19 protein-coding genes and 1 pseudogene are annotated in these 23,038 nt (G+C 71.7%); 9 read left to right on the top strand and 11 right to left on the bottom strand.

All coding sequences use genetic code 11. The annotated features are described in order from the left end of the window. The first annotated feature begins 182 nt into the window (after positions 1–182). On the top strand, positions 183–1,091 hold the full coding sequence (gene ypfJ, locus Aru02nite_RS01550) for a KPN_02809 family neutral zinc metallopeptidase (protein ID WP_203654237.1): 909 nt from the start codon (positions 183–185) through the stop codon (positions 1,089–1,091). 13 nt (positions 1,092–1,104) lie between these two features. Here ypfJ and Aru02nite_RS01545 read toward each other — a convergent pair whose 3' ends face one another. Further along, a complete protein-coding gene (locus Aru02nite_RS01545; protein WP_239076269.1) occupies positions 1,105–1,764 on the bottom strand; it encodes an acVLRF1 family peptidyl-tRNA hydrolase in 660 nt (219 codons plus the stop codon). A 63-nt stretch (positions 1,765–1,827) separates the two neighbouring features. Between Aru02nite_RS01545 and Aru02nite_RS01540 the strand changes: the two genes are divergently transcribed. Both Aru02nite_RS01540 and Aru02nite_RS01535 read left to right on the top strand, forming a co-directional pair. Continuing rightward, positions 1,828–2,532 (top strand): DNA alkylation repair protein, encoded by a 705-nt coding sequence (locus tag Aru02nite_RS01540; protein ID WP_239076268.1) that lies wholly within the window; start codon positions 1,828–1,830, stop codon positions 2,530–2,532. A 55-nt stretch (positions 2,533–2,587) separates the two neighbouring features. After that, positions 2,588–4,381 (top strand): tetratricopeptide repeat protein, encoded by a 1,794-nt coding sequence (locus tag Aru02nite_RS01535; RefSeq protein ID WP_203654236.1) that lies wholly within the window; start codon positions 2,588–2,590, stop codon positions 4,379–4,381. 57 nt (positions 4,382–4,438) lie between these two features. On the opposite strand, the gene Aru02nite_RS01530 is transcribed toward Aru02nite_RS01535, so the two are convergent. The 8 genes and pseudogenes from Aru02nite_RS01530 to Aru02nite_RS01495 all read right to left on the bottom strand — a co-directional run. Then, on the bottom strand, positions 4,439–4,882 hold the full coding sequence (locus Aru02nite_RS01530; RefSeq protein WP_203654234.1) for a metal-sulfur cluster assembly factor: 444 nt from the start codon (positions 4,880–4,882) through the stop codon (positions 4,439–4,441). Next, a complete protein-coding gene (gene sufU / locus Aru02nite_RS01525) occupies positions 4,879–5,346 on the bottom strand; it encodes a Fe-S cluster assembly sulfur transfer protein SufU (RefSeq protein WP_203654233.1) in 468 nt (155 codons plus the stop codon). The genes Aru02nite_RS01530 and sufU overlap by 4 nt, the downstream gene beginning before the upstream one ends. Before the next feature lie 102 nt (positions 5,347–5,448). After that, positions 5,449–6,774: a cysteine desulfurase gene (locus Aru02nite_RS01520; RefSeq protein ID WP_203654232.1), complete on the bottom strand. Its 1,326-nt coding sequence runs from the start codon at positions 6,772–6,774 to the stop codon at positions 5,449–5,451. Positions 6,775–6,778: 4 nt separating this feature from the next. Next, positions 6,779–7,546 (bottom strand): Fe-S cluster assembly ATPase SufC, encoded by a 768-nt coding sequence (sufC, locus tag Aru02nite_RS01515; RefSeq protein WP_203654231.1) that lies wholly within the window; start codon positions 7,544–7,546, stop codon positions 6,779–6,781. 13 nt (positions 7,547–7,559) lie between these two features. After that, positions 7,560–7,883 carry a non-heme iron oxygenase ferredoxin subunit gene (locus Aru02nite_RS01510; RefSeq protein WP_203654230.1) on the bottom strand — a complete coding sequence of 108 codons (324 nt, stop codon included), beginning with the start codon at positions 7,881–7,883 and terminating at the stop codon, positions 7,560–7,562. After that, on the bottom strand, positions 7,883–9,070 hold the full coding sequence (sufD, locus tag Aru02nite_RS01505; protein ID WP_203654229.1) for a Fe-S cluster assembly protein SufD: 1,188 nt from the start codon (positions 9,068–9,070) through the stop codon (positions 7,883–7,885). Before sufD ends, Aru02nite_RS01510 begins: the two co-directional genes overlap by 1 nt. Before the next feature lie 124 nt (positions 9,071–9,194). Further along, the gene (gene sufB / locus Aru02nite_RS01500; RefSeq protein ID WP_203654228.1) at positions 9,195–10,652 is read right to left on the bottom strand and encodes a Fe-S cluster assembly protein SufB; all 1,458 of its coding nucleotides are present in this window, start codon (positions 10,650–10,652) and stop codon (positions 9,195–9,197) included. A 113-nt stretch (positions 10,653–10,765) separates the two neighbouring features. Further along, a pseudogene (locus Aru02nite_RS01495) lies at positions 10,766–11,512 on the bottom strand (helix-turn-helix transcriptional regulator); the annotation flags it as partial. 128 nt (positions 11,513–11,640) lie between these two features. On the opposite strand from Aru02nite_RS01495, the gene Aru02nite_RS01490 reads away from it, so the two are divergent. The 5 genes from Aru02nite_RS01490 to Aru02nite_RS01470 all read left to right on the top strand — a co-directional run bounded on the left by Aru02nite_RS01490 (position 11,641) and on the right by Aru02nite_RS01470 (position 19,058). Then, positions 11,641–12,570, top strand: a complete 930-nt coding sequence (locus tag Aru02nite_RS01490) for a COX15/CtaA family protein (protein WP_203654225.1) — start codon at positions 11,641–11,643, stop codon at positions 12,568–12,570. A gap of 250 nt (positions 12,571–12,820) precedes the next feature. Beyond that, a complete protein-coding gene (locus Aru02nite_RS01485) occupies positions 12,821–15,184 on the top strand; it encodes an HAD-IB family hydrolase (RefSeq protein ID WP_203654223.1) in 2,364 nt (787 codons plus the stop codon). Beyond that, positions 15,181–16,446, top strand: a complete 1,266-nt coding sequence (locus tag Aru02nite_RS01480) for a zinc-dependent alcohol dehydrogenase (protein ID WP_203654221.1) — start codon at positions 15,181–15,183, stop codon at positions 16,444–16,446. The genes Aru02nite_RS01485 and Aru02nite_RS01480 overlap by 4 nt, the downstream gene beginning before the upstream one ends. 40 nt (positions 16,447–16,486) lie before the next feature. Further along, complete coding sequence (gene larAH / locus Aru02nite_RS01475; protein ID WP_203654220.1) at positions 16,487–18,064, top strand: NPN-dependent hydroxyacid isomerase, LarAH14/15/16 family; 1,578 nt, start codon at positions 16,487–16,489, stop codon at positions 18,062–18,064. A gap of 4 nt (positions 18,065–18,068) precedes the next feature. Beyond that, positions 18,069–19,058, top strand: a complete 990-nt coding sequence (locus Aru02nite_RS01470; protein WP_203654219.1) for a lysophospholipid acyltransferase family protein — start codon at positions 18,069–18,071, stop codon at positions 19,056–19,058. A 134-nt stretch (positions 19,059–19,192) separates the two neighbouring features. Here Aru02nite_RS01470 and Aru02nite_RS01465 read toward each other — a convergent pair whose 3' ends face one another. After that, positions 19,193–19,516, bottom strand: a complete 324-nt coding sequence (locus tag Aru02nite_RS01465) for a hypothetical protein (protein ID WP_203654218.1) — start codon at positions 19,514–19,516, stop codon at positions 19,193–19,195. Positions 19,517–19,677: 161 nt separating this feature from the next. Beyond that, complete coding sequence (locus Aru02nite_RS01460; protein ID WP_203654217.1) at positions 19,678–20,634, bottom strand: heme o synthase; 957 nt, start codon at positions 20,632–20,634, stop codon at positions 19,678–19,680. A 317-nt stretch (positions 20,635–20,951) separates the two neighbouring features. Here Aru02nite_RS01460 and tkt point away from each other — a divergent pair, with 317 nt between their 5' ends. Further along, complete coding sequence (gene tkt, locus Aru02nite_RS01455; protein WP_203654216.1) at positions 20,952–23,033, top strand: transketolase; 2,082 nt, start codon at positions 20,952–20,954, stop codon at positions 23,031–23,033. Positions 23,034–23,038: the final 5 nt, after the last annotated feature.

The following is a 23,038-nucleotide window of genomic DNA, read 5'->3' as shown; positions in this document are numbered from 1 at the left end:
CACTCTCGGGGGAAAGGGGACTGACCAGGGCACGAAAATGCACCGGCCGGACGTGTCACGGTCGGTGCGGTGCGGGTCAGTCTTCGCAGAGGAGCACGCGGCAAGTGTACCGGAGCGTCCCGCGGCACCTGCCAGTGATTTACGGCAACCCCGCCGGGGCCGCCCAGTAAGGTCTTGAGGCCATGGGGATCAACGACGACGCGGACCTCGACACCAGCCAGGTGCAGGATCTGCGCGGCTCGGGCGGCGGCGGTGGCGGATCGTTCGGCTGGCTGCCCGGTGGCGGGCTCACCGCCGGCGGCGGCATCGTCGGACTCCTGGTCGTGGTCGTACTCGGGGTCCTCGGTGGCACCGGTCACCTCGGCCTCGGCGGCGGTTCGCAGACGGGTACGGACCTCGGCCGGACCTGCTCGACCGCCAACCCGGACCGCTTCGAGCGCACCGACTGCCGCAACGTCCTCTACGTGAACTCCGTCCAGGCGTACTGGCGACAGGCGTTGCCGCAGACCTTCGGCGCCACGTACCGGACGGCGCCGACGCGGTACTTCTCGCAGGTGGTGCAGACCGGGTGCGGGCGCGCGGACTCCGGCGTCGGCCCGTTCTACTGCCCGGCCGACGGCGCCGTCTACATCGACCTCACCTTCTACGACCAGCTCGCCGGCAGGCAGTTCGGCGCACCCGGCCAGTTCGCCCAGGCGTACGTGCTGGCGCACGAGTACGGGCACCACGTGCAGTCGTTGCTCGGCACCGAGCGCAAGGTACGCGAGGCGCAGCAACGCGACCCGGGCAACGCCAACCGGTACTCGGTGGCGTTGGAGCTGCAGGCCGACTGCTTCGCCGGGGTGTGGGCGAAGCACGCCGCGCAGACGACCGACGAGAAGGGCAACGCACTGTTCACCGGCGTGTCCGCGACGGACATCGACCAGGCGCTCACCGCGGCGCAGTCGGTCGGCGACGACACCATCCAGCGCAAGGCGGGTGCGGACATCGACCAGGAGACGTGGACGCACGGCTCGGGCGAGCAGCGCCGGCACTGGTTCACCACCGGCTACGAGACCGGCGACCCGAAGTCCTGCCGCACGTTCTCCTGACGGGCGGCCGGGGTCACGGCTCGCGGACCAGGATCCGGACCTCGCGGTACCGGCGCGCCGCTTCGACGAGCGTCGCGTGCCGCGGCTCCGGTACGTCGGGCAACTCGACGCGCGGCAGCTCGCGCAGCGGGGCCAGCCGGCGGTCGTCGAGTACGGCGGCGGTCATGGCCCGGTCTCCCCCGGTGACCAGGCCGGTCAGCGTCGCCACGGCCGGCAGCAGTACCCGGGCGGCGTGGTCGGCGGCCGAGTCGGTCGACTCCCGGGTCTGCTTGTCCCGGCGGCGCGCGAAACGCTGCTGCGACCAGCCACCCGCGGCGGTACGCCCCTGCACGTACCGGGTGTCCACTTTGGACGCGGCGAGGTCCGCGCCGTCCGCGACACCCACCGCGTGCGCGCCGCGCCGGATCAACAGCACCCCCACCCGCCACCGGTACGCCGCGGCCGCGGCCAGCGCGTCGGCCGGCTCCGTACCGTGATTGGCGGCGGGCCAGCCGAACGGGAGGTGGCAGTCGGCGGTCGCACCGTCCGCGGCGGCGACGAGCAGGCCGCCCGCCGTACGCTCCGCGGTGGTGGCGCCGTGCCGCTCGCCGAACCCGGCCAGCCAGCGCGCGATCCGCTCCGGCGGCACCGACACCCACCGGCCACCGCCCGCGGCCGGTCGCGTCCCCGCCATCGCGTACTCCCCCGATCCGGCGATCCAGCACCCTGCCCGGGCAGCGTACGCAATGCTAGGGGCGTGGCGGACAGCGCAGCCGAGCCGGACGTGCCGCGGCTCGTGCTCGACCGGCTCGCCGGGGCGTACGAGCCGGCGCGCAACGCCGCCCGGGCCCGCGCCATGTCGAGCTACATGCGTGACGCGTTCCCGTTCCTGGGGATTCCGGCGCCACGACAGCGGCTGCTCGCCCGGCAGGCCGTCGCCACGCTCCCCCGCCCCACCGAGGCCGACCTGCGCGCGGTCGCGCTCGCCTGCTGGGCCCTGCCGGAACGCGAGTACCAGTACTTCGCGTGCGGCTACCTGCGCCGGTACGTGCGGCTCTGCTCACCGGCGTTCCTCGGTACCGCCGCCGAGCTGATCACCGCCAAGTCCTGGTGGGACACGGTCGATCCGCTCGCCGCGCACGTCGTCGGCGGCCTCGTCGCCCGGCACCCGAAACTCGCCGCGGACATGGACGACTGGGCGCTCGACAGCAACGCGTGGCTGGTGCGCAGCGCGGTCCTGCACCAGCTCCACTTCCGCGAGAACACCGACGCCGAGCGCCTCTTCCGGTACTGCACCGAGCAGTCCAACCACCCCGACTTCTTCGTACGCAAGGCGATCGGCTGGGCGCTGCGGGAGTACGCGAAGACCGACCCGGGCGCGGTCCGCCGCTACGTCGCCGCGCACCGCGGCCGGATGTCGACCCTTTCGGTACGCGAGGCGCTCAAGAACCTCACCGTGTGAACTCCGTCGCCGTATGCGAAGATCCGCACCACCTGAACTGTCCGGGGAGGTACGGGTGAGCGGTGCGGACGGGGTCGCCGACCCGCTGCTGTCCGCGGACGGCGAGGTGAGCCTGGCCCGGCTCGCGCTCGGCGACGGCGACCTGACGCACGCCGCCCGCCACGCGGCCCGCGCACTCACCACCGACCCCACCCTGCCCGCCGCGTACGCGCTGGTGGTGGAGCTGGCGCGGCGAGCGGACGGCGGCCCGGACCTGTTCGCGCCGGCCGGACCCACCACCGTCGGTACTGTCGTCGCCCGGGCGCACGCCCTGGCCGCCACCGGCGACCCGGCCGCGGCCCTCGACCTGCTGGCCCTCGCGCAACGGCACGAACCGGCCGGGGCGTGGGCCGCCGTCCCGTGGCTGGCCGACGCCGCGCTGCCGGCTCGGCTGCCGCCCGACCACTGGTTCCGGCTGGTCGGCGTCCTGATCGGCGCGGTCGACGAACCCGCCGACGACGGGTACCGGGCCGCGTTCGCGCCCTGGCTGGCCGCCGTCCGCGGCGCGGTCGACGCGTACCCGGGGCAGGGGCGGCTGGCGTGGGCGGCGTCGATCCTGGCCCGGCGGCTCGGCCACCACGCCGACGCCGTGACCCTCGCCGAACTCGCCGAGCGGCGCGAACCGTCCGAGCAGGCGGCGATCGCGCTCGGCTACGCGTACCGTGCGCAGGGCCGGTACGACGACGCCGAACGGGCCTGGCTGCGCGCCCTCCACCACGCCCCCGACAACCTCGCCGTGTACTCCGACATGGCGGAGATGCTCGCCGAGGCCGGCCGCCTCGACGACGGCATCGACTGGGCCGAACGTGCCCTCGCCACCGACCCCACCCACGACTGCGCCGCCGTCGTCCGCTCCGCCCTGCGCTACCGGCGGGACGCCGACGTCGACCACCTGGTCGGGCTCGCCGACCGGCTGCGCACCGTACCGGGGGACGTGCACGAGGCGCGGCACGCCGACCAGGCGCTCGCCACCGAGTCCGCCGGACGGCCCTGGCTCGGGTACGTGCCGGCCGGGACCGAGGCGGTGCTGTCCGTGCTGCGCCAGGTACTCGCCGACCCGGACGCCGGCGCGCACATCGACCTGACGGTGTCCGCGCCCGAACCGCCCAGCGCGCTGCTCGCCTGCGCCCGCGCGCTGCCGGGACTCGCGGTGACCATCGGCGACGTCCCGTCACCCGACCCCCGGCACACCGTCCCCGAGGTACTCGACGTCGCCCCGGTACGGGCCGTGTTCGGCCGGGTCTGGGGCTACCACGGGCGTACCGCGCACCCGGTGCCGGCGCCCGCCGGACCCGACTCGGTCGCCGCGGTCACCGGGCTCGTGCACCGCTGGCGCCACCTGCCCGCCGCGTACGACGAGGCCGTACGGCTCGCCGCAGTACCGCTGCCGGACCTGCTGGGGATGCTCGTCCACCCGCCCGAGCCGCCGACCGCCGACCCGGGCGTGTGGCCCGACTGGATCCGCCTCGTACAGGCGTGGGCCTGCCTCGGCATCGCGCACCACCGGGTCGACGAGCCCTGGCCACGGTCGGTCCGCCGCGCCACCCTCGTCGACCTCGCGTACGGGCCGGAGGACTGGGTCAGCGAAGCGGCGCTGCTCGCGCTGGTCGCCACCGCGTGGATGGAGCCCGACGTACGCCGGGACGTGGCGGAACTGGTCGCCTGGCGCCTGGTCGCCGCCGGCCGCGCCGCGCAGACCCGCGCGGTGACGATCCTCGGGTCGCTCGCCGCGCTCGCGCTGGCCACACCCGACCTCGACCCGCGGATCCGCGACCTCGCGGCCGACCTGGCGACCCGCGAGGCGCCCTGACCGCGGACACGACGACGCCCGGATCCGTGCCGGACCCGGGCGTCGGTGACGACTCGCTCAGACGTTGAAGCCGAGGGAGCGCAGCTGCTCGCGGCCGTCGTCGGTGATCTTGTCAGGACCCCACGGCGGCATCCACACCCAGTTGATCCGCACCTCGTTGACCAGTCCGCCACCGGGGCCGGAGCACAGCGCCTGCTGCGCCTGGTCCTCGATCACGTCGGTCAACGGGCAGGCCGCCGAGGTCAGCGTCATGTCGACGGTGGCGACGTTGTCGTCGTCCACGTGCAGCCCGTACACCAGGCCGAGGTCGACGACGTTGATGCCCAGCTCCGGGTCGACGACGTCCTTCATCGCCTCTTCGACGTCCTCGACCTTCGCCTTGGTCGCGGGCGTGGCCGGCGGGTCCGCCGGGGCGGCGGGCGCCGTGGTGTCGGCGACCGCCGGCTCCTCCGCGCCGGACAGGCCGGCCGGATCGACGGTCCGCGTGTACTGCTCGGTCATGGGGTGCCTCCCGCGCTCGCCGCGGTCGCCCGTGCCGCGGCATCCTTGAACGCCATCCAGGACAGTAGCGCGCACTTCACCCGGGCCGGGTAGCGCGCGACGCCGGCGAATGCCACGGCGTCCTCCAGCAGGTCCTCGTCCGGCTCGACCTGGCCACGACCGGTCAACAGCTCGTTGAACGCCTCGTGCCGCGCGAACGCGTCCGTCAGGGTGTGCCCCGCGACCAGGTCGTGCAGCACGCTCGCGGACGCCTGGCTGATCGAGCACCCCATCCCGTCGTACGACACGTCCTCGACGCGGACGTCGTCGCCCTCGCCGGACAGGTGTACCCGGACGGTCATCTCGTCACCGCAGGTCGGGTTGACGTGGTGCGCCTCCGCCTCGAAGGGGTCGCGCAGCCCGCGCCCGTGCGGGTGCTTGTAGTGGTCCAGGATGATCTCCTGGTAGAGCGAGTCAAGCTGCATCTGCGGTCATGATCCTCGATCGAGTCGGTTCTCCGTGCGGCCGCACGGAATCGGAATCGGCGGCTCCGGGACCGTCATCGCCCGACGCCGCGCGGCCACCTCTCATCCGAACAGCTTCCGCACGCTGCCGATTCCGCGGACCAGCGCGTCGATCTCCTCGGTCGTCGTGTACAGGTAGAACGAGGCACGGGTGACCGCGGGCACGCCGAACCGGGCACAGGTGGGACGTGCGCACCCGTGTCCGACCCGTACGGCGACACCCTCGGCGTCGAGCACCTGTCCGACGTCGTGCGGGTGTACGCCGTCCAGCGCGAACGAGATCGTCCCGCCCCGCCCCACCGGTACGGCCGGGCCGAAGATCGTCAGCCCGGGGATCTCCGTGAGCGCGTCCAGCGCGTACGCGGTGATCTCCTTCTCGTGCCAGCGGACCGCGTCCATGCCCAGCGAGGTGAGGTAGTCGACGGCCGCGCCGAGGCCGACGGCCTGCGCGATCGGCGGCGTACCGGCCTCGAAGCGGGCGGGCGCCGGCGCGAACGTCGAGCCCTCCATGCGGACCGTCTCGATCATCTCGCCGCCGCCCAGGAACGGCGGCATCGCGTCGAGCAGCTCCGCCCGGCCCCACAGCACGCCGATGCCGGTCGGGCCGCACATCTTGTGCCCGGTGAACGCCAGGAAGTCGACGCCCAGGTCGACCACGTCGACCGGCCCGTGCGGGACGGCCTGCGAGGCGTCCAGCATCACCAGCGCGCCGACCTCGTGCGCCCGCGCGACGATCGCCGACGTCGGGTTGATCGTGCCCAGGATGTTCGACTGCAGCACGTACGACACGATCTTGGTGCGCTCGTTGACCAGCTCGTCGAGCGCGCTCGTGTCGAGCCGGCCCTCGTCGGTGATGCCGAACCAGCGCAGCGTCGCGCCCGTACGCTGGCACAGCAGCTGCCACGGCACGATGTTCGAGTGGTGCTCCATCTCGGAGATCACCACCTCGTCACCCGGGCCGAGGCGGAACCGCGGGTCCACGTCTGCGCCCTGGTGGCCGAACGAGTACGCCACCAGGTTCATCGCCTCGGACGAGTTCTTCGTGAAGACGATCTCGCCGGGTGCGTTCGCGCCCACGAACCGCGCGATCTTCGCCCGCGCCCCCTCGTACGCCTCGGTCGCCTCGGTGCCGAGCGTGTGCACGGCGCGGGCCACGTTGGCGTTGTGCCCCTCGTAGAACGAGGTCAGGGTGTCGAGCACCGGCCGCGGTTTCTGCGACGTGTTCGCCGAGTCGAGGTAGACCAGCGGATGCCCGTCGATCTCGCGGGACAGGATCGGGAAGTCGGCCCGCACCTTCTCGACGTCGAACCGCGGCCGGTCCGCGTACTGCGGCATGCCGGACCGTGGCTGCCAGCCCGACGTCCGCGGGCCGCTGGTCACCTCGGTCATGGTGCTACGCCCCCACCTTGCCGTTGACGAACCGCTCGTACCCGGACGCCTCCAGGTCGTCGGCCAGCTCCTTGCCGCCCTCCTCCACGATGCGCCCGCCGACGAACACGTGCACGAAGTCGGGCTGCACGTACCGCAGGATGCGGGTGTAGTGGGTGATGACGACCAGGCCGGTCGACCCGGCGTCCTTGACCCGGTTGATGCCCTGGCTGACCTCGCGCAGCGCGTCGATGTCCAGGCCGGAGTCGGTCTCGTCGAGGATCGCCATCTTCGGCTTGAGCAGTTCGAGCTGCACGATCTCGTGCCGCTTCTTCTCGCCGCCGGAGAAGCCCTCGTTCACGTTGCGCTCGGCGAAGGCCGGGTCCATGCCCAGCTTCTCCATCGAGGTACGCAGCTCCTTGACCCAGGTACGCAGCTTCGGCGCCTCCCCGTCCACCGCGGTCTTCGCGGTACGCAGGAAGTTCGCCACCGACACGCCCGGCACCTCCACCGGGTACTGCATGGCGAGGAACAGGCCCGCGCGGGCGCGCTCGTCGACGGTCATCGACAGCACGTCCTCGCCGTCCAGCGTCACGCTCCCGCTGGTGATCTTGTACTTGGGGTGGCCCGCGATCGCGTACGCGGTGGTGGACTTGCCCGAGCCGTTCGGCCCCATGATGGCGTGCGTCTCGCCGGACCGGATGGTCAGGTCGACGCCGTGCAGAATCGGCTTCAGCTCGTCCTCGGACACCTGCACCGACGCGTGCAGGTCGCGGATCTCCAGAACGCTCACGTCACAGTCCTCGTCAGTTCTTCTTCTCGGGGCACACGTAGATGTCGTTGTCGCGGATCTCGACCGGGTAGACGGCCACCGGCTCGGTCGCCGGCAGCCCGGTCGGCGCACCGGTACGCAGGTCGAAGCGCGAGCCGTGCAGCCAGCACTCCAACGTGCAGCCCTCGATCTCGCCCTCGCTCAGCGGCACCTCGGCGTGCGAGCACACGTCGTGGATGGCGAACACCTCGCCGTCGTCGGTGTGCACCACCGCGAGCGGTACGTCGTCGATGTCGACGTGCACCGCGGTGCCCTTGTCGATCTCGTCGACGGCACAGATGCGCAGGTAGTCGGCCATCAGGCGCCCGCCTTCGACAGCCGGTCGTCGATCGCCGCGGCCAGCCGCTCGCGCAGCTCGTCGGCCGGGATCTTCTCCAGCAGCTCCACGAAGAAGCCGCGCACCACCAGCCGGCGCGCCGCCAGCTCCGGGATGCCCCGCGACATCAGGTAGAACAGGTGCTCGTCCTCGAACCGGCCGGTCGCGCTCGCGTGCCCGGCGCCGACGATCTCGCCGGTCTCGATCTCCAGGTTCGGCACCGAGTCGGCGCGCGCGCCGTCGGTCAGCAGCAGGTTCCGGTTCACCTCGTACGTGTCGGTGCCGGTGGCGCCGGCCCGGATCAGCACGTCGCCGACCCACACCGTGTGCGCGTCCGCGCCCTGCAGCGCCCCCCGGTACGTGACGCGGCTGCGGCAGTCCGGCTCGCCGTGGTCCACGAACTGGCGGTGCTCCAGGTGCTGGCCGCCGTCCGCGAAGTACACCCCGTACGCCTCGACCTCGCCGCCGGGCCCGCCGTACTCGACCGACACGTACTGCCGGACGAGGTCGCCGCCGAGGTTCACCGCGACATGGGTGGCGCGGGAGTCGCGGCCCAGCCGTACCTTCTGGTGCTGGACCTGGACGGCGTCCGGCGCCCAGTCGGCCACCGTCACCAGCGTGAGCTTCGCGCCGTCGCCGACGATGACCTCGACGTTGTCGGCCAGCGTGGTGCTGCCGACGTGGTCGAGCACGACGGTGACCTCGGCCAGCTCGCCCACCGCGATCACGGTGTGGCCGAAGTTCGCACCCTCGGCGCCCTGGCCGACGACCCGGACCGTCACCGGCTCCGCCACGACCGCCTCGCGGGCCACCTCGACGGTCAGCGCCCCCGCCGACCGCCCGTACGCCAGCGCGCTGATCCGGTCGAACGGCACCAGCACCGAGCCCTTGCGCGGGTCGTCGCCCGTCCGCACGGTCACCCCGGCCGGCAGCTCGCCGTACTCGTGGCGCGGCGGGGTGCCGTCGGCGGTGAAGCTGCCGTCCTGCAACCCGCGCAGCCTCTTCAGCGGCGTGAACCGCCACTCCTCCTCGCGCCCGGTCAGCGCCGGGAAGTCCGCCACGTCGTACGAGCGCAGCGCCTGTGCCTTGGTCTCCGCCGGTTTCGTGGCGGCCGCCGCGTCGCCCCCATGGCTGTGGGGCTTGGACACGACGGGTGCGTCAGTCGTCATCGTGCGAGCAATCTCCTTGTACTCCAACGTTTCGCGCATGGTCTGGGCACACCGCCGCCCGTCCGGCGCCCTGCACCGGCGGTACGCCGACGCGGGGGCCGGCGCACCGGGCGGCCGGCGCGGGTCAGCCGACCGCGCCCTCCATCTGCAGCTCGATCAGCCGGTTCAGCTCCAGCGCGTACTCCATCGGCAGCTCCTTGGCGATGGGCTCGATGAAGCCGCGGACGATCATGGCCATCGCCTCGTCCTCCGTCATGCCCCGGCTCATCAGGTAGAAGAGCTGGTCGTCGGAGATCTTCGAGACGGTCGCCTCGTGGCCCATCTGCACGTCGTCCTCGCGCACGTCCACGTACGGGTACGTGTCGGAGCGGGAGACCGTGTCGACCAGCAGCGCGTCGCACTTCACCGTCGACTTCGAGTGCTCGGCGCCCTCCAGCACCTGCACCAGCCCCCGGTACGACGTGCGGCCGCCGCCACGCGCGATCGACTTCGAGATGATCGTCGAGGACGTGTTCGGCGCCTGGTGCACCATCTTCGCGCCGGCGTCCTGGTGCTGGCCCTCGCCGGCCATCGCCACGCTCAGCACCTCGCCCTTGGCGTGCTCGCCCAGCATGTACACCGACGGGTACTTCATGGTGACCTTGGAGCCGAGGTTGCCGTCGATCCACTCCATGGTCGCGCCGGCCTCGCAGGTCGCGCGCTTGGTGACCAGGTTGTAGACGTTGACCGACCAGTTCTGGATGGTCGTGTAGCGGCAGCGGGCGCCCTTCTTCACGACGATCTCCACGACCGCCGAGTGCAGCGAGTCGGACTGGTAGATCGGCGCCGTGCAGCCCTCGACGTAGTGGACGTACGCGTCCTCGTCGACGATGATCAGCGTCCGCTCGAACTGGCCCATGTTCTCGGTGTTGATCCGGAAGTACGCCTGCAGCGGGATCTCGACGTGCACGCCCTTCGGCACGTAGATGAACGACCCGCCGGACCACACCGCCGTGTTGAGCGCGGCGAACTTGTTGTCACCGGACGGGATGACCGTCCCGAAGTACTCCTCGAACAGCTCCGGGTGCTCCCTGAGACCGGTGTCGGTGTCCAGGAAGATGACGCCCTGCTCCTCCAGGTCCTCCCGGATCTTGTGGTACACGACCTCCGACTCGTACTGCGCGGCCACGCCGGCGATCAGGCGCTGCTTCTCCGCCTCCGGGATGCCGAGCTTGTCGTACGTGTTCTTGATGTCCTCGGGCAGCTCGTCCCAGCTCGTCGCCTGCTTCTCGGTCGACCGGACGAAGTACTTGATGTTGTCGAAGTCGATGTCCGACAGGTCGGCGCCCCAGTTCGGCATCGGCTTGCGGTCGAACAGCTTCAGCCCCTTGAGCCGGCGCTTGAGCATCCACTCCGGCTCGTCCTTCTTGGCCGAGATGTCCCGGACGACGGCCTCCGACAGGCCACGCTTCGCCGAGGCACCGGCCACGTCGGGGTCGGCCCAGCCGTACTGGTAGCGGCCGATCCGCTCCAACTCCTCCGCCTGCGCGGCGATCGGGTCGAGCACCTCGACCGGTGTCTGGTTGGTCGTCTCTGCCGTCATCGCATCCTCACCGGATTCGGATCATCCTGTTTACGGTCCGCCGTCCCGTGCTCCACACGGTTCAACGGGGTACCACCAGCAACGGGCTCGGCGCCCGCCGTACGGTCCGCGGGCGTGGGCAACCGCCGCGGACCCGGAATGTGGCTCGGGTCGGGAATGTACGTGGTGCACACGCCGTCGCCGTTGGCGATGGTCGCCAGCCGCTGCACGTGCGTGCCGACCAGCCGGCTGATCACCTGCGTCTCCGCCTCGCACAGCTGCGGGAACTCGGCGGCCACGTGCGCCACCGGGCAGTGGTGCTGGCACAGCTGGCCGCCGGCGGCCAGCGCGGACGCGCTCGCCGCGTAGCCCTCCGCGGACAGCGCGCGGGCCAGCGCCTCGGCCCGGGCCAGCGGGTCGTCGCCGGCGTCCTCCATGGCCGCCCGGCACCGCCCCTCCAGCGCCTCGACCTGCGCGGACACGAACGCCGACACCGCGTCGGGGCCGCCCGACGCGGAGATCCACCGCAGCGCCGCGGCCGCGAGGTCGTCGTACGTGTGCGGGCCGCAGCTGCCGCGGCCGGACTCGGTGAGCACGAACTCCCGGGCCGGCCGGCCACGCCCGCGGCGGCCGCGGACCACGCGGTCCCGGTCGGCGACGAGGCCGTCGGCGAGCATCGCGTCCAGGTGGCGGCGGATGGCGGCCGGGCTGACACCCAGCTCCTCGCCCAGCTCGGCCGCGGTCAGCGCGCCGCGCTCCAGCAGCAGCTGGGTGACCGCGTCGCGGGTGCGGCCGTCACGCGCAGGCGCGTCCGGGCCGGTCCCTGCGGAGCCGACCGCGAACGCCCCGGCGTGCGGGGTCGCCTTGGCCGCGTTTTTCACAACATCAGTGTGACGTATTTCCGGGACCCGGCGCAAACACGTCCCGTAGTGAAACCAGACACTGAGCCTAGCCTTGCCTGAGTCGCCCCCTCTACGGGACGTAGAACGTGCTCGTCTACGCTGCCGTGGTGAATCTGGATCGCCTGCGCGCCTCCGACGCGACCGTACGTCGACTGGCGCTGTCCTCCGTGGTGGTCAACGTGCTCCTCGTGGTCACCGGCGGTGCGGTCCGGCTGACCGGATCCGGCCTCGGCTGCCCCACCTGGCCGAAGTGCACCGACTCCTCGTACCACAACACCCCGGCGTACGGATTCCACGGATACATCGAGTTCGGTAACCGTCTGTTGACGTTCGTCGTGGCCGTGGTCGTCACGCTGACGTTCCTCGCGGCGGTGTTCGCGGTGCGCCGGCGCCGCTCGGTCGTCTGGCTGTCGTTCGTCAACGGCCTGACCATCCCGGCACAGGCGGTCATCGGCGGCCTCACCGTGCTGACCAAGCTCAACCCGTACGTGGTGGCCGCGCACTTCCTGTTCACCGTGCTGATCATCGCGGCGTCGTACGCGCTGTGGAAACGGACGCGGGAGGGCGACGAGCCGGCGCGTTCCGTGGTCCGGCCGCCACTGCGGCCACTGACCGCCGGGCTCGCCGGGCTGACCGTGGTCGTCCTGACCATCGGTACCGTCGTCACCGGGTCCGGGCCGCACGCCGGCGACCAGCACGCCAAGCGCACCGGGCTGGACCCGGGCATGATCGCCCAGCTGCACGCCGACGCGGTGATGCTGCTGATCGGCGCCTCCGTCGCGGCCTGGTTCGCGTTCCGCGCCACCGACGCACCGCATCCGGTACGCCGGGCCGCGCTGGTACTGGTCGGCCTCGAACTCGGCCAGGGCGCCATCGGCTTCGTCCAGTACTTCACGCACCTGCCGGTACTGCTGGTCGGCCTGCACATGGCGGGGTCGGCGGCGGTGTGGCTGGCGGCGCTGGCGCTGCTGTTCGCCACGCGTACGCGGGGGCCGGTGCCGGCCGGGCGCGCAAGCTCCGCCGTACTGCCGGAGTAGTCGCCGGCCGGCGCCCGGCCGCGTGACGTTCGCCATCGGCGACGTTGGATAATTTCGTACCGGGACCTGCTGGTTGACCCGCGCGACGGGCAAGATCGACGACCTCGACGAAGGGTCGCGCGGTCGTCGCGCTGCGCCGTCGTCGCGGGCAACCCGCGGTTCGGCCGGCGACCGGCGAACGTATACCGTGTCGTGGCCACGGGACGGCGACCGCCGGGCCCGCAGCAGTCGACGGCCGGGGAGGGCGCAGGTGGCGGACGACCACAGCGGTGGTGCGGAGACGGGCGGCGTGGGCGGCCGGTTGGCCGGCGCGCACGTGCTGCTCACCGGCGCGACCGGGTTCCTCGGCCAGGCCACGCTGGAGAAACTGCTCTCCGACTACCCGGACACCCGGGTGTCCGTGATGATCCGCAAGAAGGGCAGCACGCCCGCCGCGCAGCGCCTGACCAGCATGCTGCGCAAGCCGGTGTTCAGCCGCTGGCGCGAGCGGGTCGGCGACGACGAGGTGGCCCGGATCGCCGCCGAGCGGGTCGACGTGGTCGAGGGCGACCTCGGCGGCAACCCGCCCGTCCTGCCGGACGACCTCGACGTGGTGATCCACTGCGCGTCGACGGTGTCGTTCGACCCGCCGATCGACGACGCCTTCCGTACCAACGTGTCCGGCGTGGTGAACCTGTACCAGGCGATCGAGGCCACCGGCACGGACCCGCACGTCGTGCACATCTCCACGGCGTACGTGGCGGGTGCCCGCAAGGGCGTCGTACCGGAGGCGTCGCTGGACCACACGGTCGACTGGCAGACCGAGCTGGCCGCCGCGCTGGAGGCGCGCGACGAGGTCGAGCGCGACTCGCGCCGGCCGGAGGCGCTGCGCAAGGCGTTGGCCGACGCCCGCGAGGACCACGGCAAGGCCGGTCCGCAGTCCGCGGCGCTCGCCGCCGAGGACGCGCGCAAGGAGTGGGTCGCCAAGCGCCTCGTCGACTACGGGCGGCTGCGCGCGCAGAGCCTCGGCTGGCCGGACGTGTACACGTTCACGAAGGCGTTGGGCGAGCGGGCGGCCGAGCAGATGTGGGCCGGCGCCGGGCACCGGCTGTCGATCGTACGGCCGGCGATCGTCGAGTCGGCGCTGAAGTACCCGTATCCGGGGTGGATCGACGGGTTCAAGATGGCCGACCCGATCATCCTGGCGTACGGGCGGGGCATCCTCCAGGAGTTCCCCGGGCTGCCGGACGGCGTGCTGGACATCATCCCGGTCGACCTGGTCGTCAACGCGACGCTCGCGGTGGCCGCCGCGCCGCCCGAGCCGGCCGACCCGAAGTACTTCCACGTCGGCTCCGGGCACTCCAACCCGCTGCACTTCCGCGACATGTACTCGACGGTCCGGGCGTACTTCGAGGCGCACCCGATGCCGGACGGCGGGCGCGGCGAGATCAAGGTGCCGATCTGGAAGTTCCCGGGTCAGCGCTCGGTCGAGCGGCTGCTGCGGACCGGGGAGCGGGCGACCGGCTTCGCCGAGCAGGCGCTGCTGAAGCTGCCCGCCTCGGAGCGCACCCGCGACTGGATGACGAAGGTCCACCGCAAGCAGCGCGAGCTGGAGTTCCTGCGCAAGTACTCGGACCTCTACGGGGTGTACACCGAGGCCGAGGTCATCTACACCGACGACCGGCTGCTGGCGCTGCACGAGACGCTGCCGGACGACGCGAAGGAACGGGACGGCTTCGACCCGCGCGTCATCGACTGGCGCCACTACCTGCAGGACGTGCACTACCCCGCGGTCACCGCCGCGATGCGCGCGGTCGCGTCCCGTCCCCGGTCGAAGGCCGTGGCGAGGAAGGCCGAGCTGCCCGAGGGCACCGACGTCGTCGCCGCGTTCGACCTGGAGGGCACGGTCATCGCCTCGAACATGATCGAGGCGTACCTGTGGGCGAAGCTCGCCGGTAAGACGAAGACCGGCTGGGTCGGCGAGCTGGCCGACCTCGCCTCCGCGATGCCGAAGTACCTGGCGGCCGAGCGGCGGGACCGCGGCGACTTCGTCCGCACGTTCCTCCGGCGGTACGAGGGCGCCGACGCGGCCGAGCTGCGCCGCCTGGTGACCGACCGGCTGGGCGACACGCTGCTGCTGCGGGCACTGCCCGAGGCCGTCCGGCAGGTACGCAAGCACAAGGCCGCCGGGCACCGCACGCTGCTGATCACCGGCGCGATCGACGTGCTCGTCTCGCCGTTGGAGGCGCTGTTCGACGAGGTCGTGGCCAGCCGGCTGCACGTCGTCGACGGCGTGTTCACCGGCTACCTGGACGCGCCGCCGCTGACCGGTGAGGCGCGCGCCGCGTACCTCCGGCGTTACGCGCTGAAGGGCGGCTACGACCTGGCCAAGTCGTACGCGTACGGGGACAGCTTCTCGGACCGGCCGATGCTGGAGGCCGTCGGGCACGCCAACGCGGTCAACCCCGACCCCAAGCTGTACCGGCACGCGAAGCGCAAGAAGTGGACGATCCAGCAGTGGGGCCGGCACACGCTGGGTCCGGTGGAGGCGTTGATGGAGTCGAGCGAGGACAGCCAGCTCGCGGGCAGCTGGGGCATCGCCGCCCCGGCGGGCGCGCCGGAGGTGACCCGGTGATCCTGGCGCTGGAGTACCACCGGTCCCCCGCGCGCTACCTGGCCACTCGGACCGCGACCGGTACGAAGCTGGGCGGCCGGATGGCGGGGCTGATCGCCGGCAACATGGCGCCGCTGCGGCTGACCAACAAGGCCGAGCCGCGCCGGCCGGGCGACGACTGGACCCGGCTCAAGCCGCTGCTGTCCGGCATCTGCGGCTCCGACCTGGGGCTGCTCAACGGCCGCAACTCGCCGTACCTGACGCCGATGATCTCGATGCCGTTCACCCCCGGCCACGAGATCGTCGCCGAGACCATGGACGAGCTGCCCGGCCTGCCCAAGGGCAGCCGCGTGGTGATGGACCCGGTGCTGTCCTGCGGGCCGCGCGGCGTCGAGCCGTGCATGTGGTGCGCGACCGGCCGGCAGTCCCGCTGCGACCACGTCACCGGCGGCAGCGTGTCCGCCGGGCTGCAGACCGGCTTCTGCGCCGACACCGGCGGCGGCTGGAGCCGGCAGCTCGTCGCGCACGCCAGCCAGCTCCACCGGGTACCGGACGAGCTGAGCAACGAGCGCGCCGTACTGGTCGAGCCGATCGCCTGCGCGGTGCACTCGGTCCGCCGCGTGCACGTACCGGCGGGTGCGTCGGTGCTGCTGATCGGGGCCGGCACGGTCGGACTGTTCACGCTGCTGGCGCTGCGCGAGTTCACCCAGGCCGGCCCGATCTACGTGGTGGCCAAGCACGGCCACCAGCGCGCACGGGCCAAGGAACTGGGCGCCACCGAGGTGTTCGAGCCGAAGCGGGCGCCAAGGGCGCTGCGCCGCGCGACCGGCGGCTCGTTGCAGCACCCGGAGATCGGCGACGAGTTCCTGCTGGGCGGCGCGGACATCGCGTTCGAGTGCACGGGCGGGGCGGCCGGGCTGTCCACCGCGCTGCGGCTGGTCCGCGCCGGCGGCACCGTCGTCGTGTCCGGCATGCCGAACTCCGGCGTCGACCTCACCCCGCTGTGGTACCGGGAGCTGAACCTGGTCGGGGCGTACGCGTCGGACCACGGTGGGCCCGGTGCGCTCGGCGACGACGTACCGAACGCGGCGGAGGAGAAGGTACGGGCGGACGGCCGCGGTGGTGACTTCGCCGAGGCGATCTCGCTGGCGGCGGGCGCCCCGCTGGACGGGTACGTGGACGCGGTGTACCCGCTGAGCCGGTGGCGCGACGCGATCGGACACGCGTTCGCCGCGGGTCGGCTCGGTACGGTGAAGGTCGCCTTCGACCCGGGACAGCAGTGATGGACGACAGATTCGTTGGGACGCAACGGGAGGCGGCGGCGTGAGCAGGCCAGGGTTCGTACTTGAGGTCGACGAGCGGACCCCACCGCTGCTGATCCACCAGGGCGAGGGGTTCCGGCTGGAAGGGCTGCCGCTGGGCAGCAAGGTGATCTACCCGCCGGACTCGCTGCCCGGCATCCGCGACGTGAACGCCGCGATCCGGCACGCGCTGCTGCACCCGCACGGCATGGAGCCGCTGCCGGAGCTGCTCAAGCCGGGCATGAAGCTGACGATCGCGTTCGACGACATCTCCATCCCGCTGCCGCAGATGCAGACCCCGGACATCCGGCAGCGGATCCTGGAGCACGTACTGGAGCTGGCGGCGCGCAAGGGTGTCGACGACGTCGAACTCGTCGCGGCGAACGCGCTGCACCGCCGGATGACGCCGTCGGAGCTGAAGCGGGCGGTCGGCGAGCGGGTGTTCCGCGCGTTCTTCCCGGAGCACCTGCGCAACCACGACGCCGAGGACAAGGCGAACCTGGTCAACCTCGGCAAGACCGACCACGGTGAGGACGTCGAGCTGAACAAGCGGGCCGTCGAGTCCGACCTGCTCATCTACGTCAACATCAACCTGACCGCGATGTCCGGCGGTCCGAAGTCCGTGTCGGTGGGCCTGGCCAGCTACAACAGCCTGCGCCACCACCACAACTCGCACACGTTGAAGCACTCCCGGTCGTTCAACGACCCGCCGAACTCCGCGATGCACCACTCGTACAACCGGATGGCGGATCTGCTGGGCGGGCACGTCAAGGTCTTCACGATCGAAACGACGATGAACAACGAGCCGTTCCCCTCCGCGATGAGCTTCCTGAACAAGCGCGAGTGGGAGTGGAACCTCAAGGACCAGGCGTCGTACCTGGCGGTCAAGCGCGGCAACGACATGCTGCCGCCGAAGATGCGCCGCAAGCTCTGGCAGTCGTCGTACGCGCCGTACGGCGTGACCGGCATCAACGCCGGCGCGCCGAGCCAGGTGCACCCGCTGACCCTGCAGAAGGTGCACCAGCAGCAGCGGGTCGAGGTCAACGGGCAGTCCGACGTCGGCATCTTCGGCGTGCCGTTCATCTGCCCCTACAACGTCAACTCGATCATGAACCCGATCCTGGTGACGTCCATGGGCCTCGGCTACCAGTTCAACATGTATCTCAACCAGCCGATCGTCCGGAAGGGCGGCGTCGGGATCTTCTACCACCCGATGCCGAACGAGTTCCATCCGGTGCACCACCCGAGCTACATCGACTTCTTCGAAGAGGTGCTCGCGGAGACCACCGACCCGGCGCAGCTGGAAGCCAAGTACGAGAAGCAGTTCGCGACCGACGAGTGGTACATCCACCTGTACCGCAACTCGTACGCGTACCACGGCGTGCACCCCTTCTACATGTGGTACTGGGCGGCGCACGCCATGGACCACCTGGGTGACGTGATCTTCGTCGGCGCGGACCGGCGGACCGCCGGGCGGCTCGGCTTCCGTACCGCGTCGACGTTGGGCGACGCGCTGGAGATGGCCAAGCACACCGTCGGCAGCAGCCCGGAGATCAGCTACCTGCACATGCCGCCGCTGACGCTCGCGGACGTGAGGTAGGGCCATGGGTCTGATCAGTGAGGCCAAGCTCCTCACCCGGGGGCGGGACTGGCGCGGCCGGTCCCGTACCCCGCGGTCGGCGGAGAAGTGGGCCGAGAAGGTCGAGCCGAAGGAGTTCCCGACCGGCTGGGCGCGGACCCCGGTCACCGGCATCGTGCGTACCGCGATCCAGCGGGGCGTGCTGAAACCGGTGGCCTGGAGCCAGACCCGGGTACAGGTCGAGGGCGCCGAGTATCTGGACGGGCTGCGGGGGCCGGCGGTGTTCATCGCCAACCACTCCAGCCACCTGGACACCCCGGTGATCCTCGGGTCGCTGCCGCGCCGGTTCACCGACCGGCTCGCGGTCGGCGCCGCCGCGGACTACTTCTTCGACGCGCGCTGGCGGGCGTTCACGACGGCGCTGGTGTTCAACACCTTCCCCGTCGAGCGGTACGGGTCGCGTCGACTGCGCGGCCTCGCCGGCAAGCTCGTCGACGACGCGTGGTCGCTGCTGCTGTTCCCGGAGGGCACCCGCTCCCAGGACGGCTGGATGAACCCGTTCAAGCTGGGCGCCGCGGCGCTGTGCCTCAGCAAGGGCATCCCGTGCGTACCGATCGCGCTGCGCGGCACGTACGGGGCGATGCCGCGCGGCCGCAACTGGCCCCGCCCCGGCCGTCCCAAGGTCGTCATCCGGTACGGCCGCCCCATCCGGCCCGACGCCGACGAGGGTGTCCGCGACTTCAGCTTCCGGATGATGTCCGAGGTCACCCGGCTGTGGAACGAGGAGGAGCTGGGCTGGTACCAGGCGATCCGGGCGTCCGCCGCCGGTGAGCTGTCCCCGCCGACCGGCCCCGCCGCCATCGCCGCGACGCCGGCGGCCGCCGAGTCCGACGGTGCCGCGTCGACCGACGTGGCGGTACCGGATCCGGCCGGTGCGGCCCGCTGGCGCCGGATCTGGGAGTCGACCCGTCCGCTCGACGACGAGCGCCCACGGCCCGTCTGGTCGCGCCGCTGAGCCATCCCGTACGACGGCGCCGTCGTACGGGACTCGCGCCGCTCGGGGCGGGTGCCGACGGCGCACCGTTCCGACAGACCGTCCTGACACGACGAAGGCCCCGCCGGATCCCGGCGGGGCCTTCCTCGTTGCTGTCAGCGGGTGAGGGCGGTGCGGCCCATGGACTCCCAGAGGCCGGGTCCGCCGTGCATGTTCTCGGTCAGCTCGCGCTCCCAGCCGTTCTCGACCGGGACGCCCGCCTCCTTGCAGGCGGCGCGGGCCACGTCGGTGGCTGGAGCGAGCTGGTCGCCCCACGCGCCGTCCTCGCCGACGAGCACGATCCGCGCGCCACGCCGACCCACGTACTCGATGACCGCGGTGGCACCGGAGTGCGCCGCGGTGAACGACTTGAGTCCGGCGACGATCCCGGCCGGGACCGGCTCGGACTCCTGCGATGAAGCCACGGGGGTGTCTGGCATGTGAAGGAGCGTAGGCACGTCGCCAACGTCCACGCGGACAACTTGTGTGAACGTGTGACGTGACTTACCGCTCAGCAGCCCGTAACACCCGGTTTCGTCCGCAATGCCGACCAGCCCCGGACGACCCCGTCGTACGCCATGAGAAGGCTCACGGCCGGCGGCTACAGGAACGCGTCCACCGCGAGCGCCACGAACAGCAGCGTCAGGTACGTGATCGACCAGTGGAACAGGTACATCGGCTTGATCTTCTGGCCGCGCTGGTGCCGCCAGTAGAGCCGGTGCACCTCGACGAGGAACAGCGCGCCGAGCACGATCGCGGCGATCCCGTACACCGGGGTGGTGGCGAGCGGCCACACGGCGACGGACGCGGCGACCATGAGCCACGAGTACGCGATGGTCTCGGCGAGGACCCGGCGCAGCGAGGCGACCACGGGCAGCATCGGCACGCCGGCCGCCGCGTAGTCCTTCTTGAACTTGATGGCCAGCGCCCAGAAGTGCGGCGGCTGCCAGAAGAACACCACGGCGAACACCATCCACGGCGTCCAGCCGAGCCCGCCGGTGACCGCCGCCCAGCCGATCAGCACCGGCGCCGACCCGCAGATCCCGCCCCAGAACGTACTGGCGGCGGTGCGCCGCTTGAGCAGCAGCGTGTAGACGACGTCGTAGTAGACGATCGAGGCGAGGGTGAGACCGGCGGCCAGCAGGTTGGTGAACGCGGCGATCAGCACCACCGACAGCACGCCGATGACCAGCCCGAACACCAGCGCGGCGCGCGGCGAGACGGTGTGCCGGACCAGCGGCCGGGTCGACGTGCGCCGCATGACCTGGTCGATGTCGCGGTCGATGTAGCAGTTGAGCGCGTTGGCGCTGCCGGCGGCGAGCGCGCCGCCGACCACCACGACCAGCATCGTCACGATCGACGGCAGGCCGCGCGCGGCGAGGAACATCGTCGGCACGGTCGTGATCAGCAGCAGCTCGACGATCCGCGGCTTGGTGAGCGCCACGTACGCCTTGACGACCGCGCCGATCCGGCTACGTCCGGTCGGAAGGGCGGCCTGCGCCGACTCCGCGGTTGCGGCGCCGGCTGCTGAGGTGTCGGGGTCGGCGACCGTACTCACGCGGATCCAGCCACCTTCCGGCGTCGGGGACGAACGCACCGCGCGGACCGCACCGGTGCCGTACTACGAGTCGTAGAACAGACTAATGCCGGGGTCTCGGCCACTGGCCGGCAGGGGTGACAATGCCGCTCGACGGGGTACAGGATGCGTGGGCCCGCGGTACACCCTGGCACACCGTCCACCAGGTGACCACACGAGGGATCCGACCACGCTCCGTGCGGGGCGTGGGTAGGGTCGAGTCGGCGGGTACCCCCGGCTCGGACACGCATGCCGCGACCTGCCAATCGCAGGAACGTTGAGGACAGGAGAGCCAAACCGTGACCGACACACCATTCGAATGGTCTGAGCTCGACCGGCGCACGGTGGACACGATCCGGGTTCTCGCCGCCGACGCCGTGGAGAAGGCCGGCAACGGCCACCCCGGTACCGCGATGAGCCTGGCCCCCGCCGCCTACCTGCTGTTCCAGCGGGTCATGCGGCACGACCCGGCCGATCCGAACTGGGCGGGCCGGGACCGTTTCGTGTTGTCGTGCGGGCATTCCAGTCTCACCCTCTACATCCAGCTCTACCTCGCCGGGTACGGCCTGGAGCTGGAGGACCTCAAGCAGCTGCGCCAGTGGAACTCGCGTACCCCCGGCCACCCCGAGCACGGGCACACCGCCGGCGTCGAGACCACCACCGGTCCGCTCGGGCAGGGCCTGGGCAACGCGGTCGGCATGGCGATGGCCGCCCGCCGCGAGCGCGGTCTGTTCGATCCGGAGGCGCCGGCCGGCCAGAGCCCGTTCGACCACTTCGTGTACGCCATCTGCTCGGACGGCGACATCGAGGAGGGCGTCACGCACGAGGTGAGCGCCCTGGCCGGACACCAGAAGCTCGGCAACCTGGTCGTCATCTACGACGACAACCACATCTCCATCGAGGACGACACCGACGTCGCCAAGTCCGAGGACGTCGCCGCGCGGTACGAGGCGTACGGCTGGCACGTGCAGACGGTGGACTGGACCACAGGTGGCGATTATCACGAGGACCCGGAGCAGCTGTACCGGGCGATCGAGGCCGCGAAGGCCGTGACGGACAAGCCGTCGTTCATCTCGCTGCGCACCATCATCGGCTGGCCCGCGCCGAACAAGCAGAACACCGGCAAGATCCACGGCTCGGCGCTGGGCGCCGACGAGCTGGCCGCCACCAAGAAGGTCCTGGGCTTCGACCCGGAGAAGCACTTCGAGGTCGCCGACGACGTCCTGGCGTACGCGCGGCAGGCGCGCGAGCGCGGCACCGCCGAGCAGGCCGCGTGGCAGCGGACGTTCGACGCGTGGGCGGCGCAGAACGCCGAGGCCGCGGCGCTGTACGAGCGGCTGTCCCGTCGCGAGCTGCCCGACGGCTGGCACGAGGCGCTGCCGGTGTTCCCGGCCGACGCCAAGGGTATGGCCAGCCGGAAGGCGTCCGGCACGGTCATCGACGCGCTCGCCCCCGTACTGCCGGAGCTGTGGGGCGGTTCGGCCGACCTCGCGGAGAGCAACAACACCACCATCAGCGGCGCCGAGTCGTTCCTGCCCACCGAGTACTCGACGAAGGAGTTCCCGGGGAACCCGTACGGGCGGGTGCTGCACTTCGGCATCCGCGAGCACGGCATGGGCTCGATCCTCAACGGCATCGTGCTGCACGGCGGCACCCGGCCGTTCGGCGGCACGTTCCTGGTGTTCAGCGACTACATGCGCCCCGCGGTACGGCTCGCGGCGCTGATGAAGCTGCCGGTCGTGTACGTGTGGACGCACGACTCGATCGGGCTCGGCGGCGACGGCCCGACCCACCAGCCGATCGAGCACCTGACCGCGCTGCGCGCCATCCCCGGCCTCGACGTGGTCCGCCCGGCGGACGCCAACGAGACCGCGTGGGCCTGGCGCGGCGCGCTGGAGCACACCGACCGGCCGACCGCGCTGGTGCTGTCCCGGCAGAACCTGCCGACCTTCGACCGCACGGCGTACGCGTCGGCCGAGGGCACCGCGAAGGGCGGGTACGTGCTGGCCGACGCCGAGGGCGGCGCGCCCGAGGTCGTCCTGATCGCCACCGGCAGCGAGGTGTCGCTGGCCGCGAAGGCGCGCGAGCGGCTCCAGGCCGAGGGCGTACCGACCCGGCTGGTGTCGATGCCGTGCCGCGAGTGGTTCGACGCCCAGCCGCAGGCGTACCGGGACCAGGTCCTGCCGCCGGCGGTCCGGGCACGGGTCTCGGTCGAGGCCGGCATCGCGATGTGCTGGCGCGACCTGGTCGGCGACATCGGCGAGTCGGTGAGCATCGAGCACTACGGCGCCAGCGCCCCCGATACGGTCCTGTTCGAGGAGTTCGGGTTCACCGTGGACAACGTGGTCGCGGCGGCGCACCGGACCCGGGAGCGTGCCTGAGGGAA

Source organism: Actinocatenispora rupis (genome assembly GCF_016861975.1).
Classification (GTDB): Bacteria; Actinomycetota; Actinomycetes; order Mycobacteriales; family Micromonosporaceae; genus Actinocatenispora; species Actinocatenispora rupis.
This window is presented reverse-complemented; position numbering and strand designations above follow the sequence as displayed.

Bases quoted from the DNA above. Each gene is read 5' to 3' on its own strand.
- ypfJ (WP_203654237.1), top strand. From the start codon at position 183: ATGGGGATCAACGACGACGCGGACCTCGACACCAGCCAGGTGCAGGAT.
- Aru02nite_RS01545 (WP_239076269.1), bottom strand. From the start codon at position 1,764: ATGGCGGGGACGCGACCGGCCGCGGGCGGTGGCCGGTGGGTGTCGGTG.
- Aru02nite_RS01530 (WP_203654234.1), bottom strand. From the start codon at position 4,882: ATGACCGAGCAGTACACGCGGACCGTCGATCCGGCCGGCCTGTCCGGC.
- sufU (WP_203654233.1), bottom strand. From the start codon at position 5,346: ATGCAGCTTGACTCGCTCTACCAGGAGATCATCCTGGACCACTACAAG.
- Aru02nite_RS01520 (WP_203654232.1), bottom strand. From the start codon at position 6,774: ATGACCGAGGTGACCAGCGGCCCGCGGACGTCGGGCTGGCAGCCACGG.
- Aru02nite_RS01510 (WP_203654230.1), bottom strand. From the start codon at position 7,883: ATGGCCGACTACCTGCGCATCTGTGCCGTCGACGAGATCGACAAGGGC.
- sufD (WP_203654229.1), bottom strand. From the start codon at position 9,070: ATGACGACTGACGCACCCGTCGTGTCCAAGCCCCACAGCCATGGGGGC.
- sufB (WP_203654228.1), bottom strand. From the start codon at position 10,652: ATGACGGCAGAGACGACCAACCAGACACCGGTCGAGGTGCTCGACCCG.
- Aru02nite_RS01470 (WP_203654219.1), top strand. From the start codon at position 18,069: ATGGGTCTGATCAGTGAGGCCAAGCTCCTCACCCGGGGGCGGGACTGG.
- Aru02nite_RS01465 (WP_203654218.1), bottom strand. From the start codon at position 19,516: ATGCCAGACACCCCCGTGGCTTCATCGCAGGAGTCCGAGCCGGTCCCG.